General features: G+C 52.6%; 21 protein-coding genes, 1 tRNA gene and 1 riboswitch. Of the genes, 12 read left to right on the forward strand and 10 right to left on the reverse strand.

Features of this window, described 5'->3' with window-relative positions; genetic code table 11:
* Positions 1–126 precede the first annotated feature (126 nt).
* The 6 genes from EYC87_RS15550 to EYC87_RS15575 all read right to left on the reverse strand — a co-directional run bounded on the left by EYC87_RS15550 (position 127) and on the right by EYC87_RS15575 (position 7,858).
* On the reverse strand, positions 127–1,833 hold the full coding sequence (locus tag EYC87_RS15550) for a sulfatase-like hydrolase/transferase (protein WP_279253667.1): 1,707 nt from the start codon (positions 1,831–1,833) through the stop codon (positions 127–129).
* Between the two features lie 20 nt (positions 1,834–1,853).
* The gene (locus EYC87_RS15555; protein ID WP_279253668.1) at positions 1,854–2,729 is read right to left on the reverse strand and encodes an SDR family oxidoreductase; all 876 of its coding nucleotides are present in this window, start codon (positions 2,727–2,729) and stop codon (positions 1,854–1,856) included.
* Positions 2,730–2,751: 22 nt separating this feature from the next.
* On the reverse strand, positions 2,752–4,014 hold the full coding sequence (locus tag EYC87_RS15560; RefSeq protein ID WP_279253669.1) for a DUF2855 family protein: 1,263 nt from the start codon (positions 4,012–4,014) through the stop codon (positions 2,752–2,754).
* A gap of 32 nt (positions 4,015–4,046) precedes the next feature.
* Entirely contained in the window at positions 4,047–5,807 is a 1,761-nt protein-coding gene (locus tag EYC87_RS15565; RefSeq protein ID WP_279253670.1) for an arylsulfatase, read from the reverse strand.
* A 98-nt stretch (positions 5,808–5,905) separates the two neighbouring features.
* Positions 5,906–6,760, reverse strand: coding sequence for a type 1 glutamine amidotransferase domain-containing protein (locus EYC87_RS15570; protein ID WP_279253671.1), 855 nt, complete (start codon positions 6,758–6,760; stop codon positions 5,906–5,908).
* Between the two features lie 48 nt (positions 6,761–6,808).
* The gene (locus EYC87_RS15575) at positions 6,809–7,858 is read right to left on the reverse strand and encodes an AraC family transcriptional regulator (protein ID WP_279253672.1); all 1,050 of its coding nucleotides are present in this window, start codon (positions 7,856–7,858) and stop codon (positions 6,809–6,811) included.
* 170 nt (positions 7,859–8,028) lie between these two features.
* Between EYC87_RS15575 and EYC87_RS15580 the strand changes: the two genes are divergently transcribed.
* The 4 genes from EYC87_RS15580 (at position 8,029) to EYC87_RS15595 (ending at position 12,096) form a co-directional block, all read left to right on the forward strand.
* A complete protein-coding gene (locus tag EYC87_RS15580) occupies positions 8,029–8,925 on the forward strand; it encodes an acetoacetate decarboxylase family protein (protein ID WP_279253673.1) in 897 nt (298 codons plus the stop codon).
* Between the two features lie 73 nt (positions 8,926–8,998).
* Positions 8,999–10,945 carry an outer membrane protein assembly factor BamB family protein gene (locus EYC87_RS15585; protein ID WP_279253674.1) on the forward strand — a complete coding sequence of 649 codons (1,947 nt, stop codon included), beginning with the start codon at positions 8,999–9,001 and terminating at the stop codon, positions 10,943–10,945.
* A gap of 34 nt (positions 10,946–10,979) precedes the next feature.
* A complete protein-coding gene (locus tag EYC87_RS15590; RefSeq protein WP_279253675.1) occupies positions 10,980–11,366 on the forward strand; it encodes a DUF1330 domain-containing protein in 387 nt (128 codons plus the stop codon).
* A gap of 46 nt (positions 11,367–11,412) precedes the next feature.
* A complete protein-coding gene (locus EYC87_RS15595) occupies positions 11,413–12,096 on the forward strand; it encodes an IS6 family transposase (protein ID WP_279253676.1) in 684 nt (227 codons plus the stop codon).
* 41 nt (positions 12,097–12,137) lie between these two features.
* On the opposite strand, the gene EYC87_RS15600 is transcribed toward EYC87_RS15595, so the two are convergent.
* A complete protein-coding gene (locus tag EYC87_RS15600) occupies positions 12,138–12,488 on the reverse strand; it encodes a hypothetical protein (protein WP_279253677.1) in 351 nt (116 codons plus the stop codon).
* A gap of 88 nt (positions 12,489–12,576) precedes the next feature.
* Positions 12,577–12,669: riboswitch (SAM-I-IV-variant riboswitch) on the forward strand.
* Positions 12,670–12,673: 4 nt separating this feature from the next.
* Between EYC87_RS15600 and EYC87_RS15605 the strand changes: the two genes are divergently transcribed.
* From EYC87_RS15605 to EYC87_RS15615, 3 genes are all read left to right on the forward strand, one after another.
* On the forward strand, positions 12,674–12,877 hold the full coding sequence (locus EYC87_RS15605) for a hypothetical protein (protein ID WP_279253678.1): 204 nt from the start codon (positions 12,674–12,676) through the stop codon (positions 12,875–12,877).
* Positions 12,874–13,095 carry a hypothetical protein gene (locus tag EYC87_RS15610; protein WP_279253679.1) on the forward strand — a complete coding sequence of 74 codons (222 nt, stop codon included), beginning with the start codon at positions 12,874–12,876 and terminating at the stop codon, positions 13,093–13,095. Before EYC87_RS15605 ends, EYC87_RS15610 begins: the two co-directional genes overlap by 4 nt.
* A gap of 265 nt (positions 13,096–13,360) precedes the next feature.
* Complete coding sequence (locus tag EYC87_RS15615; protein ID WP_279253680.1) at positions 13,361–13,690, forward strand: hypothetical protein; 330 nt, start codon at positions 13,361–13,363, stop codon at positions 13,688–13,690.
* A gap of 254 nt (positions 13,691–13,944) precedes the next feature.
* Here the strand turns inward: EYC87_RS15615 and EYC87_RS15620 are convergent.
* A tRNA-Met gene (locus EYC87_RS15620) sits at positions 13,945–14,021 on the reverse strand.
* 226 nt (positions 14,022–14,247) lie between these two features.
* On the opposite strand from EYC87_RS15620, the gene EYC87_RS15625 reads away from it, so the two are divergent.
* The gene (locus EYC87_RS15625) at positions 14,248–15,186 is read left to right on the forward strand and encodes a sugar kinase (protein ID WP_279253681.1); all 939 of its coding nucleotides are present in this window, start codon (positions 14,248–14,250) and stop codon (positions 15,184–15,186) included.
* 17 nt (positions 15,187–15,203) lie between these two features.
* Here EYC87_RS15625 and EYC87_RS15630 read toward each other — a convergent pair whose 3' ends face one another.
* Complete coding sequence (locus EYC87_RS15630; RefSeq protein ID WP_279253682.1) at positions 15,204–15,965, reverse strand: enoyl-CoA hydratase/isomerase family protein; 762 nt, start codon at positions 15,963–15,965, stop codon at positions 15,204–15,206.
* A gap of 215 nt (positions 15,966–16,180) precedes the next feature.
* Between EYC87_RS15630 and hisA the strand changes: the two genes are divergently transcribed.
* Positions 16,181–16,945 (forward strand): phosphoribosylformimino-5-aminoimidazole carboxamide ribotide isomerase, encoded by a 765-nt coding sequence (gene hisA, locus EYC87_RS15635; protein WP_279253683.1) that lies wholly within the window; start codon positions 16,181–16,183, stop codon positions 16,943–16,945.
* Between the two features lie 88 nt (positions 16,946–17,033).
* On the opposite strand, the gene EYC87_RS15640 is transcribed toward hisA, so the two are convergent.
* Positions 17,034–17,600, reverse strand: a complete 567-nt coding sequence (locus EYC87_RS15640) for an HdeD family acid-resistance protein (protein WP_040542091.1) — start codon at positions 17,598–17,600, stop codon at positions 17,034–17,036.
* Between the two features lie 153 nt (positions 17,601–17,753).
* Here EYC87_RS15640 and EYC87_RS15645 point away from each other — a divergent pair, with 153 nt between their 5' ends.
* From EYC87_RS15645 to EYC87_RS15655, 3 genes are read left to right on the forward strand one after another with little or no spacing between them, the layout of a single operon-like run.
* Positions 17,754–18,158, forward strand: coding sequence for a MerR family transcriptional regulator (locus tag EYC87_RS15645; protein WP_279253684.1), 405 nt, complete (start codon positions 17,754–17,756; stop codon positions 18,156–18,158).
* Between the two features lie 13 nt (positions 18,159–18,171).
* On the forward strand, positions 18,172–19,341 hold the full coding sequence (locus EYC87_RS15650; RefSeq protein WP_279253685.1) for an isovaleryl-CoA dehydrogenase: 1,170 nt from the start codon (positions 18,172–18,174) through the stop codon (positions 19,339–19,341).
* A 12-nt stretch (positions 19,342–19,353) separates the two neighbouring features.
* Positions 19,354–20,964 carry a carboxyl transferase domain-containing protein gene (locus tag EYC87_RS15655; protein WP_279253686.1) on the forward strand — a complete coding sequence of 537 codons (1,611 nt, stop codon included), beginning with the start codon at positions 19,354–19,356 and terminating at the stop codon, positions 20,962–20,964.
* The last annotated feature ends 20 nt before the right edge of the window (positions 20,965–20,984 follow it).

Consider the following 20,984-nt stretch of genomic DNA (forward strand, 5'->3'; position numbering starts at 1 on the left):
TAGTTCTATGGAAACTGGTTAGAGGAATCATATTCGGTCAACTTCAGTCACTGTGCGCTCAGCGAATGGGGAATGGCGGTGCGTGAAGCGGCCAGATAGGAACTCTATTATTACCGTTTATGCGGATCAGTTTGACATGTACGCGAATTCGTCTTCCGGCTGATCTTCCTGGGACAGGTCCCGATCTATGTTGGTGGCTTTGGTGGTTATCCAGGGCCAGAGTGGCTCGGCCTGCGCCGCGTTGTGGGCTTCGAGTGCGCCTCTCAATCGACCTGCCACCTGCGGATGCTCGGCCAGAAGGTCGACCCGCTCGCCTTCTGCGGTGAGATCGAACAACCACTCCTTACGAGGTGGCTGCGGCGTGCCTGCGGGGGAGGGAGGCGCGCTGACCACCAGCTTCCAGCGCTCATCCCTTACTGCCTGAGCCGCGCCGCCACTGAAGAACAGGTACTCATGCGGCGAGTCCATGGGCTTGCTGCCTGTCACAGAAGGCGTCACATAAGCTGTAAGATCGACGCCGTCCATTACTCGGTCAGCGGGCATGTCAGCGCCTGCTGCCGCAGCAGCAGTGGCGTAAATATCAACGTGGTGAACGGGTGCATCAAAGGTCTCACCGGCCGGGAGTTTCGCCGGCCAACGGGCCAGGAACGGCACCCGGATGCCGCCTTCGAACAGGGTGGATTTCCAGCCCCGATAGGGGGCATTCACGTTCGGCAACCCAATGTAACCCGCGCCACCATTGTCCGAGGTGAATATCACCAGGGTGTTTTCATCCAGGCCGTTGGCTTTGAGCGCCTCCATCACCTGACCGACACCCCGATCCAGAGAGCGGATCATGGCCGCATATACCCGTTCCCGGTGCAGCTCGATATGCGATAGCGCTTCATAGTCTTCGCGCGATGCCTGTAATGGTGTGTGTGGCGCCCAGTGAGCCAGATACAGAAAGAAGGGGCGATCCTTATTGGCTTCTATCACCTTCACCGCTTCATCCGTGTAGTAGTCTGTCAGATATTTCGGCGGTTCGAACCAGGGGCCACCATTGAAGCTCGCCGCGAAGTCCAGAATCCGCCACAGGAAGCGATCGATGGGATCGAATTCCTGCCTCGCCTGAATGACGTCCTCATCATCCCGTCGCCCGTAAAGGCCACTGGCCATCAGGATGCTCTCGGCAAAGCCCTGATCGTGAGGGGCCATGCCGTTTTCCTCGCCCAGGTGCCACTTGCCGATGTGAGCGGTGTGATATCCGTGGTCGGCCAGCATTTCCGCCAGGGTGATTTCTGACGGGGGCATGCCTAGCCCGGCGAACTCGAAGCTGTCGAGGGTGGCGGCATTCGGATTGGTGAACGCTGGCGGTCGCAACGGCCGATCCATCATGGCGCTAAGCATGCCTGTGACCGGCTCGAAACCTGGTGGGGTAGGGGTAAACTCGAAGCCGAAGCGAGTGCCGTAGCGGCCCGACATGAGGGCTGCACGCGAGGGGGCGCAGCTCGCGTGGGCGGCGTAAGCCTGAGAGAAGGTGACGCCCTCTGTCGCCAGCGCGTCGATATTGGGTGTCTGGGCGGTGGGGTTCGGACCGTTCATGGAGATATCGTTCCAGCCCATGTCGTCGGCGACAATAAGGACGATGTTGGGTGGCCTGTCTGTCGGCCCTTTGACAGGGGGCAGGCCCTGGCTATCTGCGCCAGTGGACCACTCGATCTCGATGGTTGGGCCGATGTCGACATACGCTGACCTCATTTGAGCAACGCCGAACAGTACGAACTCTGCCCGGAACATCCAGCCAGTGCCCAGTATGGCGACAAGCGTCAGGGTAATTCCGCTAAACCATTTCATGTTATTAGTCCTATGGCGCCTCATCCTAAAACCCGCGATCTTATAGAACGCAGCACTCGCGTAGAGAATCCTTCTTTGGCGGAAGACGGGTTTCTATCAGCAAACTGTATACGCGCATTGCTTTTCATCATGCCCAGATAGGCGGCGGGAAGGTAACGCTTCAGCCTCCAGATTGTTCTGTCGCTAAAGCGAGTCCCGGCAAGTATATAGTGCTTACCCTTTCTGGATTCATCATAAACGGTTGCCGCAATACCTTCTGCGGTAATGCCTGTTCCGGCATGGAGTCTCGCAGCTATTCTCGCTGCATCAGGATTGTCACTGCGCATGCTCTTGGCCAGGTTGCTTTGAAAGAACGTAGGGCATACAACAGATACGTTTACCCCATAAGGATCAAGTTCACTCAGCAACCCTTCCGAGAAGGCCACCATACTCGCCTTCGAGACGTTATAGGCCGACATCCCACCCATATGTAATAGCCCGGCCATAGAGGCTACATTGATAAGAAACCCTTTACTTTCCTTCAACAGGGGCACGCAGACATGACAACCTTTCACAGCACCCATTAAATTGATGTCCACGGTCCACTGAAAGTCCTTCATCGAAAACGTATCAATATCCCCGCTTGCCGCCACACCTGCGTTATTGACTAAGGCATCCAGCCCTTGCCAGCGCTCACAAATGATACCAACCAGTTCCTGCCACTGGGCATCACGGGTGATGTCCAGGTGCTGAAAAAAACAATCGTTGCCATACTCCTCACTTAGATCGGAGGCAATCTTGATTCCCTCCTCATCCTGAATATCAGCAATACAAACAGACCAGTCTTCACTGGCATACTTCTTCGCCAGTGCAAGACCCAAGCCACTCGCGGCTCCTGTGATAAGAATACGCTTCATTTAAAAGACGCCTCCGGGCGGTTTAAGCTTTGTATAAAGGCGATTGATAAATGACCCTTTCTCCAGTGTGAGTGTTACTAATAAATGCGTGGTACAGGTCGAACACCTCTTTGCTAGTGGAAATTGTGCGAAGGTCTGAATACCAAAGCTCTTCCAAATTGTATTTCTCTATCATGCTACGGCACTGATCCAGCATTTCAGCGTCGGTAATTCCGTTTCGTATTTGATAGATATAGGAGTCCGCCAGATTGGTATAAAAAGTACCCCTGCGATTTCTCTTAAGATATTTAACAAAGGTTTTATCGGCGCCTTCGCCGTAGATCCACCAGCGCGAAAGCTCAAAGTGATCGAAAACATCTTTTGTCACTGAGTCCCACCCTAAGGCATCAAAATATAAGCTCTTATTGCCATTAGGGCTGGCCTTAATATCGTCATAGGTATAAACCTCGTCAAAGTACGAGAACTGTTTAACAAATTCCAAATTCCTTGCAGAGGTTAAGCCAACCACTTTGAAGTTTGGGTTCAGCTCCTTAAGGCACATAGCAATAATTTGGCCGGAAGCGCTTGAAGCAGAACTCACGACTAAACGCTCTGCGCCGAAATAATCAAAGTCACGCAATTCACGCGCATAGGTAATACCGATCTTCATGTACTCATAATTTTCGATAACATGCGAAGCATCGTCGTTGTCCATTTTTATAATTTTTAACCACTCTTTAGGGCCAGTGAAATTTGGCAAATCCTGGTACCCAATAAAGCCTTGCGAATCTACATTGGTTACCTTTCGTACGCTGTAAGCAGCAAGTGGCCAAAAGCTATAATAGGTACTACCCGGCGTTATATCCGGGTGGTTCGAGCGATATACCGTGCATCGCCCCCAAATGGGCGCCGTTTTAAAAGACTGAGTATTCTGCTCCCCCCTAGGGTCCACAAAGTTGCCAGCGTCCAGAACAATATAACTTTCGCTGTAATTGGTTATGTACCGATTGGCACCCAGTCGAAAGGGCACAAAAAGCACCTCGTTTTCCCCTAGCGGAAGATTATCGATATCGTTATCTATTGGCAGGAATCGCATATTGCTGGGCCGCGCCATCTGGAATTGAACGGCACAAATATCCGGCTGGTTTGACGCATCTTTTAATCGGGGTAGTCTTACCTGCTCTGCTAGTACATAGGTCTGGCGGGTAAGAGCAATTTTCGACCTTAGTCCTTTGGGAATAAGGCGGGCTTTTCTGGCCATTGGGATCCAACTTAAAAGAGGGAAATGTCTATTTAGAAATTTCATAATGCGTGTACCTGTTTGAATTTTTAAAAATTTTATCCAGGGTTTTTCATACGATAGGCAACATAAAATGGCAGCAATAACAGCAGCGTTAGCAAAAACACCAAAACATCGTCGCGCTGCTTCAGCAATATATTTGATAACAGCTGTGCCATTTGGTTATAACCCTGCGGCACAGGCACCACTTTGTTGTCCTGAAGATACTGCTCATAACGAGATAACATGCGCTGGAATCGCAGCGCTTGTGATGCGGATAGATCGATTGTCTCGCCAGGGTCTTCCACAGTATTAAACAGGCGCCATTGGCCGTCACCCACCGGTGGCTGGTTGATGACCAGCTTGTAGTCACCCTGGAACAATACACCGTGATCAGTCAGCTCATAGCCCACCGCATCGTCGGAGCCATAGACCCGCTCTGCGGCCCCGGTGATCAGAGGGGTGAGGTCACGACCGGTCATGGGCTGCACAGGCCGTCCTGCGTAGCGCTGCCCAGGCTGCGCAACCCCCGCCAGGGATAAAATGGTAGGGCTTATATCTGTTGCCCAGGCAAAGGCCCGTGTCAGTTGTTGCTGTGGTTGTGGAGAGACGACTGGCTTGCCTGCGATAATCAGGGGCACACGCATCCCGCCCTCGCCGGCATAAAACTTGTAATACGCCAGCGGGCTGGCAGAGGCGCTGGCGAAGCCGGGGCCAAGGGAGCTGTAACTGCCTTTCAAGCCCAGGTTCTCATAGTCCACGTTGTAACCGATGCTCTCCGGGACCAGTCGAACGGGAAAGGCTCTGGGGTCGGCGGGGCCGCTGGCCTCGCTGCCGTTGTCTGAGGTAAAGATAAAAATCGTGTTTTCGTATTGTCCACGCTGCTTGAGGAACTCGATCAGGCGACCGATATGAAAGTCCATGGCCTCAATCATTCCGGCGTAGACAGCCATGCGCTTCGCCTGGTAACGCCTGTCGTCTTGACTGAGGGCGTCCCAATCCCCGGTAGTTGCCATGCGCACCATCGGGGTTTCTGGCGGCACGATACCCAGGGCAGCCGCTCGCTCCAGGCGTTGCTGGCGCAGCGCATCCCAGCCAGAATCGTAAACATCCATATAGCGGTCGATGTAAAGCTGTGGAGCTTGAACCGGTGAATGCACTGCCATGAATGGCAGGTAGGCAAAAAAGGGTCTATTGTCTTCGGAATTACTGTCCTGCAGATTACTGTCGATAAACTCGATCATCTTATCGACCAGAAAACGCGAGGAATAAAAATCCTCCGGTAGGGTAAAACGCTCTCCATCCGCAAACCAGTTGGCCTGGTCATAGAGTGCAATGTAGGGACGCTGCTCCCAGTGATCCGCGCCTGAGTCCATCATCGCCATGGTGCGCTGAAAGCCTCGCCGGCTGGGCCGCTTGTGAGGCTCCATGCCCAGATGCCATTTGCCCGCCATGTAAGTGTGGTAACCCGCGTCCTCCAACAGGGTCGCCACGGTTACCACGTCGTCTCCCAGCACGCCCTGGTAGTTGGCGTGCACGCGCTGCTCCGGGGCCAGCATTTCGGGAATATTGGGTACCCCCGCCAGATGGCTGTCTACCCCGGTGAGCAACATGGCCCTTGCGGGCGCACAGTTTGCTGCGGTGTGGTAGTTGGTAAAGCTCAGGCCCTGTTCGGCCAGTGCGCTCAGGCTTGGTGTATGCACCTCGCTGCCATAGGAGGCAATATCGGTATAGCCCAGGTCATCTGCGAGGATGAATACGATGTTGGGCCGCCCTGTAGGCGGGGAGGGCTGCTGCACAGTGTCTACAGCAACATCCATCAATGACTCGGCTCCAAACGCTGCGGTCGATACAAAACCAAACCATAGGGCGGAAGCACAAAAACACTGAAGTAATAAGTGCCGCCTCTTATTCAAGGTTACTGCTCTCTTTCAGTCGCGACCTGCATCATTTTGTGCGCTGTTTCCAGACCTGAATTCTGGTTCTGCCCGGTGACAAAACGCTTTTCATCATCCACCACGACATGGGTGGCAAAAAGATCGCGAAACGCCGTCTGGCTTTCATACAGGGCGCCGGCCTTGCGCAGTTCGGTTTCCGGGTGTTGCGGGGTGACTTCAATATTGAGTTCCTTGATCTGCTTGTCGCTAACGCCGGTCATGCGACGCCCGGCGATTAGCAGATTGCCATCGCGATCTTTGACATTGATCAAACCCAATACACCATGGCACACCCCGCCGATCACCGGTTTCCTATCAGCGTAGTAGGCGTTGCTGATTTTCTTTGCCAGCAGGTCAGAGTAGCCAAGGTCGTAAGCTGCCCCCCAACCACCAGCCAGGAAAATAAGGTCGTATTCGCTGAAATCTATATCTTCGATTTTTATCGATTTCTCAGCTTTCGCTTTGAAGATCGAGTCGTTGAGAAAGCGCTCATCATGGGGCGTTCTTACTATTCGACCCAGGGAGTCCGGTGCAATAGGAATTTCCCCGCCCTTAATACTGGCCACATCCACCGACATACCACCCTCAATGAACGTGTAATAGGGGTGGGTCATCTCCGATGCCGCGACCCCTGTGGCCGGACCTTCTGTTTCGCCCGGGGCGGCAAGAACGCCGTGACTGGTGGTGATGATCAGGGCGCGCTTGCCGGGCAATTCGAACGTGGGGCCGTGATACTCCGGGTGCAGGCCCGCCTTGTGCAAAATGGTCGGCAGGGCCAATATAAACGTTCCCACCAGTACTACCAGGCCGACCAATCCGTAGAACAATTTTTTCATTGAGATACTCCCAGGCGTATTGTTACCCACATTTTTGAACGCGTTACTTTACGCTTGAGTGGCGAACCCTGGGGAAGCATTTTCGGCCACATGCTGTTTGCGATACCTGCTCGGTGTCACGCCGTTCCAGCGCACAAACGCACGGCGAAAGCTCACCGTCTCGGCATAGTCCAGCAGGTGTGCTATGTCGGCGATGGTCAACTCGGTTTTGGCTAAATACTCTCTGGCAAGCAAATCCCTGATTTCGTCGAAGACAGATCGGAAATTGGTCGATTCAGCGTCCAGGCGGCGCCTCAGGGTGCGCTCGCTGACATGCAGACGCTCGGCTACCTGCGCGATATCGAGGAAGTCGCCCGCGGATTGGATCAGCAACTGCCGCACTGCGGCCGTGGTTCCCTCGGCACTGTACAGGCCTCGCAGCATCTCCTCGCATTGCTGCTGAAAGACCACATACTCTGGACGGTTTGCCGTTCTAACAGGTGTGTCTAACACCTGCGCCGGCAGGAATAACTGGTTGTGCTCACAGTCAAACGTGATAGGCGCTTGAAACGCACGCTTATAGCAAGCCGAGTGTGCAGGCCGGGAGTAACTGAAGTGTATCTCGACACCCTCTGAACGCTCTACCGTGCTTTCATACAGCGATCTACCTCCGGCAGCAAGATTTGAGAAAGCCAGCTCCGCAAACAGTTGCTGCTGCACAGCAGTGCCCAAAGATATTCTGGCTCGCACCAATAAGCCGCCTTCATACTCATGCACTATCCAGCCGGGCTGGATCAAGACCTGGCCGTAGCGAAGCATAAGTCGAACAGATTCGCGCACATTTGCACAGCTCATCAGTGCAAAACCGAAGCTGCCGAAATTGGCAATGCCAAGCTGTTTTCCCAAACGGACCATCAGGCAGGGATCGCCCGAAAGTTCGACCGCGGTTTCGAGTAAAACCAGTGCGTCAGCACCTGAAATATCGGTCAGGGCGTTAGGGGAAGCGGCGATACCTCGCCGGGCGAGCTCGGCGACCAATTGCTCAGGACTGACCCCGGCCTCCCTAAGCAAGTGTAGCAACTTATCTAAAAACGCATGATGCGCCTGATTCACTTTCATCGGACTCTATACGCCACCGGCAGTGCGAGGGCTCTCCAAATAATCTCAAAGCAAGCAATGACTAAAACGAAATTGGCCGAATATGTTTCCATGAGATATTGCCTGCTCAATATAATTGATTCTGCAGTTCGCTGAAACAGCGTTAAAAATATTATCTGAGATGATTTGATATGAAGTTTGCCCAGGTCCTGAAGTTGTTGTCCAAACCGAAGCTGTTGTTAAAAATTAAAAACTCGAATAGTGGAGACACCGGCAGCCCTTTTGTAAGAAGTTACAAAGACCTGGCAAAAGGGGGTAGGCCGACGGCTGACTTTACTGATGCCGAAATTCTGAACCTGGTTTGGGAAACCACCCCAGAGGCGATTGCAACCTTGTTGCCGCCCCCATTAAAACCTGCTTCACGACCTTTGGTAGGCGCATTTATCGCTTGGTATCCCTCGACTAATTTTAGTGTTCCCTATAACGAGTCCGCGCTATTCATAAGAGCCAGCTATAAGGGCGAGGAAGGCTGGTATTGTCTCTCCATGCCGGTGACTGATGACATGGCGATGGCAGGCGGCCGAGAAGGGTGGGGATACCCGAAGAAAATGGCACATATCGCGTTTTCACGTGACGGCGACACAGTGACTGGGTACACGGAGCGCCATGGCATCAAATTTATGCAAGTGAAGGCCAGGCTGACGGGTAAGGTCAATAACGACAATGCGGCCTTGGATGAGCTTCTCGCCTTGGGCGTTAATCCTGACGGTGAATTTTCTGAGAGGGTCTATTTGTTTAAACACTCTCACTCGCCCGTGAAAACTGGGATATTTGACTACCCACCGCTGTTGGTTGAGGGGCATACGCGCTTCAGGCCGAAGACGTTTTCCTGGGCAGAGACGGAAATCGAAATAACGCCATCAGCATATGATCCCTGGGGTGAAGTCCCGGTCAAGCGTATGTTGGGCGGCTTTTATACAGTGGGTGATAACTCGATGCTACACGGGCGTGTGCTGCAGAAAGTCAATGAATTCGAATTTCTCCCATACTCCTTTTTGAAATATGAATTTGACCAGAACAGACCTTGAAAACTCGTCGATTTTCTAACTTCCAGACCGCTTGTCGAGTCGACAGCAACCCTAGATCCGGGACTTGATTCACGTGAAAAAGAGCAAATTGAGCAACAAAAAAACGTTCGGCCTCATATCGATCGCTGTGGCAAGCTGCGTCTTGCTATGGATGTTTCTTAACCAGCCTCGGCCGCACAACCCTATAGTGTTTGGCCCACCGGCAAAAACCCAGTGGCAACCCGTTGGGGCTCGATCCGCGGGGCAATTTGATTATGATGTTATTCCCGAACCCACCACCTGGCATGCTATCCACGCTAATGTAAGTAACGCCGACAGTGTCTGGGGTGTTGCTGCTCCCATGTTCGAGCTCGACTGGGTAGCGGAGCCAGCCTATTTCATTGGTAGTGGCCCGCTATTGGACAGTCAGGGAAATCTATATTTCAGCTCAAATTTTTATCACGGTGAGCGTGTGGACCTGGTGGCTATTGATGCCAAGACCGGCGAGAGACGCTGGGCGATACCAGCGGTTGGCAAAATGTCTGTGGGTGGCCCATTCATATTAAATGACCCGGATAATCCAGGGGCGCAGATTATTTATCTGGCGGGTCCAGAACGAATCATGGCTTTGCGCCAGGATGGCAGCATATTATGGAACAAAGCCACGGGTATTACGGTGGCGGACACTCGAGACACCGACAAAACCAAGTTTCAGAACTTCAACTACCACCCAGCGACCGATTCGCTGATTACCGCGACCAAAGCGGGAGGGCTGTTCGCCTTCAGTCGCATGACGGGTGATCTGATTGCCACCGGGCAGATCGCTGGTTCACCAGCCGTTAGTACTGAGGGCACCAGTATTCCGGGCTTTATCGTCAACAAGGTCGACCCGTTGATGGATGAAGCCTTTGGCAAAACCCACGATGGTTTGAGTTTATTTTCTTCTGCGGTGAATTATATCTATGGCGGCGGTGGTGTTGTTACCAACTATTTCAGTATCGACCCTACTACCAGCCGTATTTATATTGCAGCGACTGCGCCAGATGCCGAAGATGGTACCGAAGATGGTCGCTCGGAAATGGGCGCCATCTATGCGTTTAACCTGGTCGATGACGGCAACGATGGGCTCGAATTTAAAGAACTAAACCGAAAATCGTTTCAGGGCGGTACAGGCGCAACACCGGCACTCAGCGGCGATGGCACACGCGTGTATGAGTCTGACAATGAAGGCCATGTGATTGCACTTGACCATGAGTTAAATGAGGTCTGGCGTGTCAATGTGGGCGAGCCCCTGGTGGGTTCGATTACCGTCGCGCCGGACAATAGCGAGCTTTACGCTGTCACCCAGAATGACGTATTCCAGTTAATTGACCATGGCGATCACGGAGCCGTGGCGTGGACTGCTGAGCTGAATGGCTTTGATGGCTACGCCAATGTCGATGTGCAAGCCAATGGTTTGACCGCAACGGCAACCGCTAACGGAGTGGTGGTTATGATTGGTGGGGGCAAGGACATTCTCGGTAGGACGATCATGTTGCACGTGGGTATGGGGTTGCTGGATCGTCAAACAGGCAAGTTGCGTTACTTTGCCGAAGGCCGGGAGGATTCGCTGGCCATGAGTGTGGTTGCTGCTGACGGCAGTATTTATGTTGCCCACTCCCCGCTGAGACGTGCCGTTGGCAAAGCCTTCTATCCTGAATTAACACCCGATGTTATCGGCGGTATTTCGCGCTTTAAACCTATCCGCCTGGATATGTTGGCACGTGACGCTATCTGCGCCGCCGGGGCGCGCGCCGCCAACGCCAGTACACTGGATCAGGTTGCCGAGGCTGCCGCCGTCAGCGCTGATAGTCGCCAGATAGGGTTTTTGATCACACAGGCTGAGAACGCCATCGAACAGGCAGTCAGTGATAGCGACATGAGACAGGGTGACGCCGACTCGCTACGCGCTCTGCTGGCGCAAAGTTCCGCCAGTCTGGCTGCAGGTGATTTGGCCAGCTCAGCGGCCACTTTGAGTTCAGCCTGCGAGGTGTTCGACTGACGTTAAAATCAATGTTAATTGAATGGAGAAAATCATGGCAACACAACCCAGAAGAGAACAAATAGCGGCCCTGTTAGAAAATGATAAAGGGGGCCCGATTCGCATGATGAATCTGCTCAAGTTTAGAGAGTTTGCCAGGTATAGCGATGGCACTGATGCGGGACTCTCGGGGGCTGAAGCCTACCAGCGGTATGCCGCGGAAGTAGTGCCGATCATCAGTAAGACGGGTGGTGAAGTTGTTTTTAGCGGCCAGGCCAATACCCTGGTGATCGGTGATGGCGAGCTCGAATGGGATATGGTATCCATTGTTGAATACCCTTCGGTGGCTGCATTCCTTGGCATGACATCAAGTGGCGAATACCAGAAAACTCACGGTCACCGGGATGCCGGCCTTGAGCATCAATTACTCGTGGAGTGTTAAAGAAGGTTCTGCCAAGTTAACTCCCCGAAGTTGATACACTCGGCCCATGAATACATACAAACGCCACCGCTTCCCGCCAGATATCATTTCCTACGCAGTCTGGCTCTACTATCGCTTCAATCTCAGCCACCGGGATATTGAAGATCTACTCGCAGAACGAGGAATTATCGTCTCCAGAGAAGCAATCCGTCTCTGGTGTATGAAATTCGGAGCTATCTATACACGTCGATTGAAACGAAAGCACCGAGGTTTCGGCGATACCTTCTACATCGACGAAGTCTTCGTCAGAATCAATGGCAAGCAGCACTACCTTTGGCGGGCCGTAGACCAGGATGGTGAGGTGGTTGATGTGTATCTACAACGGAAGCGAGATGGCGCTGCTGCGAAACGCTTCTTCAAGCGTCTGCTGAGATCGCATGGAGGCGAGCCCAGGAAGATCGTGACGGATAAATTACGTAGCTACGGAGTTGCACATCGGGAGCTGGCTCCTGAAACGATCCACAGCACCAATCAGTATGAGAACAATCGCGCTGAGCAGTCTCACGAGGCGACCAGGGTGAGAGAACGTACAATGCGGCGATTCAAATCCGTGAGGCAGGCTCAGCGATTCCTGGGTGCTCATGCTGCGGTTTCAAATCTATTTAATCTTGGTAGGCACCTGGTGGGGGCTGAACACTATCGGAATCTCAGGATCAGTGCGTTCAATGAGTGGAGTAGGGCAGTTGCTTGACTGGTGACTGCTGATTATCACCGATTCCAGAAGTTAACTTGTCAGAACCTTGGTAACGTGTCCTCCAATTGATCCTGTTCAAGCCGAAGCGACTTAAGCTCTTCACTTATTTCGTTTAGCCGAGCCTGCTTCTTGAGCATTAGTAACTCGTGTTCTCTAGCGTCTTGCTCTTCAGCTAGAGTTTGCCCGATGATCATTTCGTCAATGAGCGACTGCTTGAGAAGCTTAATGTAACGCGCTTCAGCTTGCGCTTTGTCACCATTCGCCGCAGAAAAAGCTTTCAACCACAAGCCCTCCCGTCGACCCTGCTTCATTTCCGCAGCCATAGCCTCGTAAATTAATTCTTCCTGCTTGCGAGATAATGCATGGGTCGGTTTGTTTCTTCCGAACATTGATCGAGTGCCCTACTTTAAAATTCAGATCACCATATCCCGTGACTGAATAAATGCCCAGCAATGTTTTACGTTTGGTATACTTCGCGCTCTGCATCCAGAGAGGCTAAGCCTCGCCAACCGCCTCACTCCGAGGAACGGTGGCAACAATGATGCGCCAATCGGAACTTAAAAGGAGACACCCCATGTCCGATGTAATACCACTGTCTGAGAAAGTATCGCTGGCTATTGGCCGCGATCGACTCACGCCCCAGCAAAAGGGAAACCTTGAGCTGTTGCTCACGCAGACCCTAATGCAGCAGGAGTCTGAGACTATAACTGTTATCCAGATGCGAGGGCTGGTTGAGATGGCTCAGGCTGCAACTCCCGATATGGGAGCAATGTCATGAGCGCACAATCGGAACCGCTAACGCTGTCAGAGAAGTTGGGACTGGCGGCTGACGGGCTGACATTGACCCTGCCACAGCAGCAGCGGCTGGCAAGGACTCTGACGCGAAGGCTCAAGGAAAAGACCGAGGATGAGATTACAGTCCCTGAGCTGCAGGGAATGATCGAGATAGTGGTGTCTATCCTGCCTTCTGAGCTTTACTGGGCAGCAAGACGCTAGCCCGAGCCTGAATACTAGACCCACTTCGGTGGGTTTTTTTATGCCTGTACAAAAGGTAAATAAAATTTTCTCGGTACTGAAGGGGCTTCAGTGTCGGTGATGTTCTGGAGTCTTCAAAGGGTCATCCCTATTATTTGAGTCGTGGTCAGGGGCGGTAGCCGCCGCACCCCAACCACTAACCACAACTAAGAATCAGGCTTAGGAGTGGCTGACCGAATTGTATCAGCCTCTCCCTGCCTTAACTAAGCCCTCGGAGGGCAATGAAATGATTATCAAAGAACATGAGTTACCTGCACGTAGATGCCCAAGGATTCAGACCACGACTGAGGCGATGCAGCAACTGCTCTTCGACCTGAGCACGGCGCAGTTTCTTCTCAACTGTTATGAGGACAGCGAGATAAGAGAGTCAGCAAACAAAGCTCTGGATACCGCAATGAAGAAAATCTCAGGACTCAGGCTGGATGCTGAACAGAAAGACAGGGAAGAAGAGGAAGAGGACGAAAGACAGGGTGTGCTGGAGACACTATCCAGCGAGGAACTGGCAAACGAGTTAGCTGAAAGACAGGAACTCGAAGCCAAAAAGAACGCAGCTTAACCGCTGACCGGGGGTGGTAGCCGCCACCCCATAACCACAAACCGTAAATCAGGTACGGGCGAGGCTGGCGACAGCTACCCTCCGACACCCTTGGCATGGTGTGAAACTGCCGCTGACCACTACACCCGCTTCGGCGGGTTTTTTATGCCCTACCGAAAATGTTATCCCCGTGTTATCCAGAGGCAAAATCAGGCAATCGGTTAAAAAGTAACCAGTTCGAAATTCTTGTAAGTGATTGTTTTTGAAAGGATAAGTGGTAGCTACGGGTGGACTTGAACCACCGACCCCAGCATTATGAATGCTGTGCTCTAACCAGCTGAGCTACGTAGCCACATCGTCAATGGGATTGGCTGTCCCGAAGAGGCGCGCATTTTCCTGAATTTGCTCTGCTAAGTCAATAGGTTGGAGACTCAAGCTGAGCCTGGTACATCGCGAAACGGGGCCTGGTCAAAAAGAGTCTGGCGACAGTGCCGCCTCGACCCTTGAGCAAGCGCGGTAAAGGCCGTAATGTACCGGAGATGTCCGTTTACTTCGTAACACTACAAAAGTAACCACCTTTGGCCACGACGCAAAATATTGCAGTGATTGGTGAGTGTATGTTGGAACTCACCCGAGACAATCTGCGGCAGGCTCGCGGGCCTCTGCCCATGAGTCTCTCCTATGGAGGCGATACTCTAAATTCAGCTGTGTATCTCGCCCGCCAGGGTATTGCCGTGGACTATGTCACTGCACTGGGTGATGACCCTATGAGCGCGTGGCTGGTGGCCAAATGGCGCGATGAAGGCGTCGCTTGTGACTTGGTCGAGTTTGAGCCTAATGGGGTGCCTGGCATGTACCTTATCGAAACCGATGATCGTGGAGAGCGCTCCTTCTATTATTGGCGAGACGATACACCCGCCAAACGATTACTGGACGATGCTGACAGGGCCAAGACAATATTCGCGCAACTGTCGGGCCATGCTTGGCTGTGCTTGTCCGGTATTACCCTTGCTATTTACAGCGAGTCTGCAAGGCAGCACTTATTCGAACGGCTGGCAGACTATCGCCGCCGCGGGGGCAGGGTGGCGTTCGATAGCAACTACCGCCCCAAACTCTGGTCAAGCCTTCAGCAAACCCGACAGGCCTATGAGGCAATGTACAGGCTTACCGATCTCGCCCTGCCGACTATTGAGGATGAGCAGGCCGTGTTTGGTGATGACGATCAATTCGCTACTATCCGTCGATTACGCTCTTTGGGGCTTGGCGAAATCGCTCTGAAGATGGGAGAGCAGGGCTGTCTTGTCGTGGTTGATGACCAGCAAGAGTTGATACCAGCGAGGAAAGTCGATGTTGTCGATACCACCTCAGCAGGCGACTCTTTTAATGCAGGCTATTTAGCTGCGCGTTTATCAGGAAAAAAAGCGATAGCAGCGGCAGAGTCTGGACATCGACTGGCATCGGTTGTGATTCAGCACAAGGGCGCCATCATTCCTCGCAATGCCATGTCGTCGAACTGATTTCTGTAATAACGTGCTTACAGCTTGGATTGGATGTAAGTCTCGCGCGCTTCCTTGCATTCCGGGTCAACTAATCCAGAGATCAGACTGTCTGCATCTGACCAGGATCGATTCATTCCTACCATGTTCGCAGTGACCGCATTGGCATGTTGTTTAGTGGCAAACACAGGGAGGGCGGGTTTGGCGGCTATTTGCTCTGCCAAAGCGAGGCTGGCTGCTTCCAATTGATCCCAACTTACGCCGCGATTGAGAAAGCCACAGCGTAGTGCTTCGTCGGTGGAAAATACTCTGCAGGTAATGACCAGCTCTTTGGTTAGCGCGGGACCGATCTCGCGAACGAGGCGGGGTATACCGCCCCAAGCCAGCGGAATGCCCAGATCTATTTCCGGTATGGAGAATTGCGCATCTTCCGCGGCTAGCCGCAGATCGCAGGCCGCCGCCAGCACCAGTCCGCCGCCAACGCACCAGCCATGAATCTGGGCGATGCTGATCGCGCGCATGCCTTCCAGGGCGTCAGCCATCTCACGCCCCGCGTCTGCTGCTGAGCGCAGCTCTGGGTCCGAAAGTTGGGGAAAACTCTGGAGATCTGCGCCGGCGGAAAAGGCGCGTCCCCGGCCAGCGACGATGACCACGCGCACTTGTTCTTTGCTATCAAAATAGTGCGCTGCCATGGCCAATTCACGCAGGGTTTCTGTGGAAAGTGCGTTTAGACATTGCGGCCTGTTAAGCCAGATTCTGCCGATTGCGCCATCAATTGATACTTCGAGAGTTGTGTACATAAATTTACTTCTCTTCGTTAGGGGCAGTGTCGCTGTCACTGCTGCTTAATACCTCTGGTGGATCTTATAACAGTGCGTCATGAGTTGCTTATGGTCGACGCAAATTTTTCGCGATAGTGAACTTGTCTGCCCCTCTCGGTAATCACTTCTAAGGCGAGGCTCTAGCCGGTTATAATGAATGACATGTCACCCAGCCACCACGCAAGGTATCGAATTTGACTCTCTTTCGCCCCTGTATCGACCTCCATCAGGGCCAGGTAAAGCAAATAGTGGGTGGCAGCCTTGATGATCATGGAGCCGATACTAATTACGTGAGCCCTCATGACGCGGCCTACTATGCCGAGCTTTATCAGCAGCACCAGCTGCCAGGTGGGCATATGATTGCATTGGGCCCGGGTAATGAAGAGCAAGTGTTGCAGGCGCTGGCAATCTGGCCGCAGGGAATGCAGTTTGGTGGTGGTGTCAACGAGGACAACGCCGCCGGTTATTTAGAGGCGGGTGCTTCTCACGTTATCGTGACTTCTTGCCTGTTCGAATCCGGGCAATTTTCGTGGGAAAAGTTGCGGCGTATGAAACGCGAAGTGGGAGCAGAGCGATTGGTGCTAGACCTTAGTTGTCGTCGCAGTGAGGGGGGCTGGAAGATTGCCACCAATCGTTGGCAAACCGTTACCGAGACCTTAATTAACAGCGAGACGCTTAAAGAGTTGTCAGCGCACTGTGCCGAATTTTTGGTTCACGCTGCAGATGTCGAGGGCCTGCAGGCGGGAATAGATGACGATTTGGTCATGCTGTTGGGCGAAGCGTGCAGTATTCCGGTTACCTATGCCGGTGGCGCTCGTTCTGTGGCCGATCTGCAAAGGGTAGACGCATTGTCCAATGGCCTAGTTGATCTGACCATTGGCAGCGCTCTGGATATATTTGGCGGAAGCGGCATTACGCTCGCCGAGTGTGTCGACTGGAACAAAAAGCCCCAGAGCTGACTGACAGTAAATCATTGCGCCGGCTCTATAATGCGCTCAAGCCCCTATGCATCGGGAAAGGGCTCAAGCCGCATTTCACTTGGGTGAGTCAGGTGCCTTCAAGTTTCTCTGCAGTTTTAGTAACGGTACTAACTACCGAGCCTAGCGCGATCATAGTCCAGCCGGCGAAGAACAGGCGAATACCGACCAAAACACCGACTAGCCAGGCAGCCGAAGTAGGGAACTGGCGATAAATCATTATTCCCAGAGCGATCCCCAAGACACTATTAAAGAGCATCCATACCCAGCCCTTTTCAGGCCGCCATTGTAACGCGAGCACCAGTGCCCAGATTCCATCAACTACAAACCATACTGCGAGTATCAGGGTGATTGTGGCCAAGCCGGCGCCGGGCTGCGAGATCATGGATACTCCGCAAAGGGCCGCCAACAGCCCAAACGCAAAGCGCATGACACCGGTGCCGAATGAGTCTGAGCTAAAAACGAATACGAGTTGAGCAATGCCGGTCGCCAGCAAAATAACGCCAATGCTGATGGTAACCGTGATCCCGGTCAGAAAAGGCATGGCCATCGCTAGTAGGCCCAAAATCGTGACGCACATTCCCAAGGCTATAGCGTCTCGAGAGCTCTTCGCCGCTGCATCGGTTATATCGTTCATTTTTTACCTTCTTATTAGTTAATGTGTTTATAGAGTATAGCGCTATGCGTTGATTCTGCATGTTCAGGTGACGGGGGACGTTAGCATCAACCTCTAGTTGACGTTAACGTCAACTAACACTAATATTCATGTCATCTTTGTGAGAGCTGCCCCATGGCTGAACAGCACACCTATTCCATATCCGATCTGGCGCGGGATTTTAATGTCACCACCCGCACTATACGTTTCTATGAGGAGAAAGGACTGCTCAATCCTTCGCGCATAGGCCAGCATCGGATTTTTGATAGAGCAGATCATGCCCGTCTGGAGTTGATTTTGCGCGGCAAACGCGCGGGTCTCTCACTGGATGAGAGCCGTGAAATCATCGATATGTACGACCCCGACGGGGACAACTACGAGCAATATCAGTTTCTGCTGAATAAGGTTGATGAGCGCCAGGCTCAACTTGAGTCCCAGGTCGAGGATATCAGGCAGCTACTTACTGGATTGGAAGAAGTACGCGCGCGTTGTAACGGCGCTTTAAAAAAGATCTCAGCCGGGAAACCGGTGAATACCTGAATTGGAGAGTTCCATGTCTGTTAGTTATCCCACCTTGAATTTTGACCTCGGCGAAGAGTTAGACATGCTGCGCGATTCTGTGCGCAGTTTTTGCGACGCTGAGCTGGCTCCGCGTGCTGCCGAGATCGATCAAAATAATGAATTCCCGATGGATATGTGGCGCAAGTTTGGCGACCTCGGTTTGCTGGGAATGACGGTCAGTGAAGAATACGGCGGTTCTAACATCGGCTACCTGGGACATGTCGTAGCGATGGAGGAGATTTCTCGCGCATCCGCTTCGGTGGGGCTTTCTTACGGTGCTCACTCCAACCTATGTGTTAACCAAATCCACAAGAACGGTAACGAAGCGCAGAAGCAGAAGTATCTGCCAAAGCTCTGCTCCGGAGAGCATATCGGTGCCCTGGCGATGTCAGAACCCAATGCCGGATCAGACGTTGTCAGTATGAAACTCAAGGCCGAAAAGCGTGGAGACAAGTATGTCCTCAACGGCAATAAGATGTGGATTACTAATGGGCCGGATGCGAATACCTATGTCATCTATGCAAAAACAGACCCTGATGGCGGTTCTCGCGGTATTACTGCTTTCATAGTGGAGCGAGACTTCCCTGGGTTTTCCCGCCACCAGAAGTTAGACAAACTCGGTATGCGCGGCTCCAACACCTGCGAACTGCTGTTCGAAGATTGTGAAGTGCCTGCAGAAAATATCCTTGGTGAGGAGGGGCGTGGCGTGGCTGTGCTCATGTCGGGTCTGGATTACGAGCGCACTGTGTTATCGGGTGGCCCTGTTGGCATCATGATGGCCTGCATGGACCAGGTTGTCCCCTACATCCACGATCGAAAGCAGTTTGGTCAATCGATTGGCGAATTCCAGCTAATACAGGGCAAAGTTGCTGATATGTATACCTTGCTTAGTGCTTCACGTGCCTTTTTATACGCTGTCGCCAGAGCGTGCGATCGCGGTGAAGAAAGCCGCAAAGATGCCGCCGCAGTGATTTTATTTACCGCAGAAAAAGCGACCCAGATGGCGCTGGATGCCATTCAGTTACTCGGTGGAAATGGTTATATCAATGATTTCCCCACCGGACGGTTATTGCGCGATGCCAAGCTCTATGAAATCGGTGCGGGTACTTCTGAGGTGCGCCGTATGTTGATCGGACGTGAGTTGTTTAACGATACCAAATAAGGAGTGCCGGGCATGCCTGTCATTAAATCCAAAGTAAACAACCGTTCCGAGGACTTTGCCGATAACAAAGCTCATATGCAAAGTCTGGTGGATGATCTGCGCGCAAAGCTGGAAGCAGTGAAACAGGGCGGTGGTGAAAAATCCTGTGCCCGCCATGTAAGTCGAGGCAAATTGTTGCCCCGTGATCGAGTGGCAGGCTTACTGGATGCAGGATCTCCTTTCCTGGAGTTGTCGCAATTGGCTGGCCATGAAATGTACGGCAAAGACGTGGTGAATGCCGGTGGTGTTATCGCAGGGATTGGCCGTGTTAACGGGCAGGAGTGCATTATTGTCGCGAATGACGCGACGATTAAAGGTGGTACCTATTTTCCTATAACTGTGAAGAAGCATCTGCGGGCACAGACGATCGCAGAGGAAAATAACCTACCCTGCATTTACCTGGTGGACTCCGGCGGAGCCAACCTGCCGCATCAGGATGACATTTTTCCGGACCGGGATCACTTCGGTCATATATTTTTCAATCAGGCCGTAATGTCCTCTAAAGGTATTCCTCAAATTGCTGTGGTCATGGGTTCTTGCACAGCTGGGGGTGCCTACATTCCTGCGATGGCAGACGAATCGATTATTGTGAAAGAACAGGGCACCGTGTTTCTGGCAGGGCCACCCCTTGTTAAGGCCGCAACCGGCGAAGATGTTACTGCTGAAGAACTTGGTGGCGGTGATGTGCACACCAGGATATCGGGTGTTGCCGATCACCTGGCGCAGAATGATCACCATGCGCTGCAGTTGGCTCGCCAGTCTGTCGGCCGACTGAATCGTGTCAAGAGTGTGACGGTAGACGTGCGTCCTACCGTAGAACCCGCCTACGACGCCAGCGAAATTTATGGGTTGATTCCAAAGGACTCGCGCCAGCCCTACGATGTCCGTGAAGTGATAGCGCGTGTGGTCGATGGCTCAGAATTTGATGAATTCAAATCACTTTATGGCACAACTCTAGTATGTGGTTTCGCCAGAATTCATGGCTATCCCGTGGGCATTGTCGCCAATAATGGAATCTTGTTCGGAGAGTCAGCGCAGAAGGGTGCGCACTTTGTTGAGCTATGTGGCCAGCGTAAAACCCCATTGGTCTTCTTGCAAAACATTACCGGGTTTATGGTCGGTAAGCAGTACGAACATGAAGGCATTGCCAAACATGGTGCCAAGATGGTGACGGCTGTGGCCACGGTAGCGGTACCCAAGTTCACCGTGCTGATCGGCGGTTCCTTTGGTGCGGGTAACTACGGTATGTGTGGTCGAGCTTATGACCCCCGTTTCCTATTCATGTGGCCCAATGCGCGAATTTCGGTCATGGGAGGGGAACAGGCTGCCGGCGTGCTTTCACAGATTAAACGCGATCAGATTGAACGTGAAGGGGGCAACTGGTCCTCTGACGAAGAAGCCGCTTTCAAACAGCCCATTATGGATAGCTACGAGCATCAGGGACATCCGTACTATGCCTCAGCGCGCCTGTGGGATGACGGCGTCATCGATCCTGCAGAAACGCGCAACGTTCTTGGTTTAGCGATATCGGCGAGCCTTAACAAAGAGATTGAAGAGACCAAGTTCGGCTTATTTAGAATGTAGGTCTAGGATTGGAGTGACGT

The sequence above is a fragment of the Candidatus Seongchinamella marina genome, from assembly GCF_026262685.1.
GTDB lineage: Bacteria > Pseudomonadota > Gammaproteobacteria > Pseudomonadales > Halieaceae > Halioglobus > Halioglobus marinus.

Excerpts from the sequence above, each read along its gene's own strand:
- EYC87_RS15550 (WP_279253667.1), bottom strand. The coding sequence starts at position 1,833 with ATGAAATGGTTTAGCGGAATTACCCTGACGCTTGTCGCCATACTGGGC.
- EYC87_RS15555 (WP_279253668.1), bottom strand. The coding sequence starts at position 2,729 with ATGAAGCGTATTCTTATCACAGGAGCCGCGAGTGGCTTGGGTCTTGCA.
- EYC87_RS15560 (WP_279253669.1), bottom strand. The coding sequence starts at position 4,014 with ATGAAATTTCTAAATAGACATTTCCCTCTTTTAAGTTGGATCCCAATG.
- EYC87_RS15565 (WP_279253670.1), bottom strand. The coding sequence starts at position 5,807 with ATGGATGTTGCTGTAGACACTGTGCAGCAGCCCTCCCCGCCTACAGGG.
- EYC87_RS15570 (WP_279253671.1), bottom strand. The coding sequence starts at position 6,760 with ATGAAAAAATTGTTCTACGGATTGGTCGGCCTGGTAGTACTGGTGGGA.
- EYC87_RS15575 (WP_279253672.1), bottom strand. The coding sequence starts at position 7,858 with ATGAAAGTGAATCAGGCGCATCATGCGTTTTTAGATAAGTTGCTACAC.
- EYC87_RS15580 (WP_279253673.1), top strand. The coding sequence starts at position 8,029 with ATGAAGTTTGCCCAGGTCCTGAAGTTGTTGTCCAAACCGAAGCTGTTG.
- EYC87_RS15590 (WP_279253675.1), top strand. The coding sequence starts at position 10,980 with ATGGCAACACAACCCAGAAGAGAACAAATAGCGGCCCTGTTAGAAAAT.
- EYC87_RS15595 (WP_279253676.1), top strand. The coding sequence starts at position 11,413 with ATGAATACATACAAACGCCACCGCTTCCCGCCAGATATCATTTCCTAC.
- EYC87_RS15600 (WP_279253677.1), bottom strand. The coding sequence starts at position 12,488 with ATGTTCGGAAGAAACAAACCGACCCATGCATTATCTCGCAAGCAGGAA.
- EYC87_RS15605 (WP_279253678.1), top strand. The coding sequence starts at position 12,674 with ATGTCCGATGTAATACCACTGTCTGAGAAAGTATCGCTGGCTATTGGC.
- EYC87_RS15610 (WP_279253679.1), top strand. The coding sequence starts at position 12,874 with ATGAGCGCACAATCGGAACCGCTAACGCTGTCAGAGAAGTTGGGACTG.
- EYC87_RS15615 (WP_279253680.1), top strand. The coding sequence starts at position 13,361 with ATGATTATCAAAGAACATGAGTTACCTGCACGTAGATGCCCAAGGATT.
- EYC87_RS15630 (WP_279253682.1), bottom strand. The coding sequence starts at position 15,965 with ATGTACACAACTCTCGAAGTATCAATTGATGGCGCAATCGGCAGAATC.
- EYC87_RS15640 (WP_040542091.1), bottom strand. The coding sequence starts at position 17,600 with ATGAACGATATAACCGATGCAGCGGCGAAGAGCTCTCGAGACGCTATA.
- EYC87_RS15645 (WP_279253684.1), top strand. The coding sequence starts at position 17,754 with ATGGCTGAACAGCACACCTATTCCATATCCGATCTGGCGCGGGATTTT.
- EYC87_RS15650 (WP_279253685.1), top strand. The coding sequence starts at position 18,172 with ATGTCTGTTAGTTATCCCACCTTGAATTTTGACCTCGGCGAAGAGTTA.
- EYC87_RS15655 (WP_279253686.1), top strand. The coding sequence starts at position 19,354 with ATGCCTGTCATTAAATCCAAAGTAAACAACCGTTCCGAGGACTTTGCC.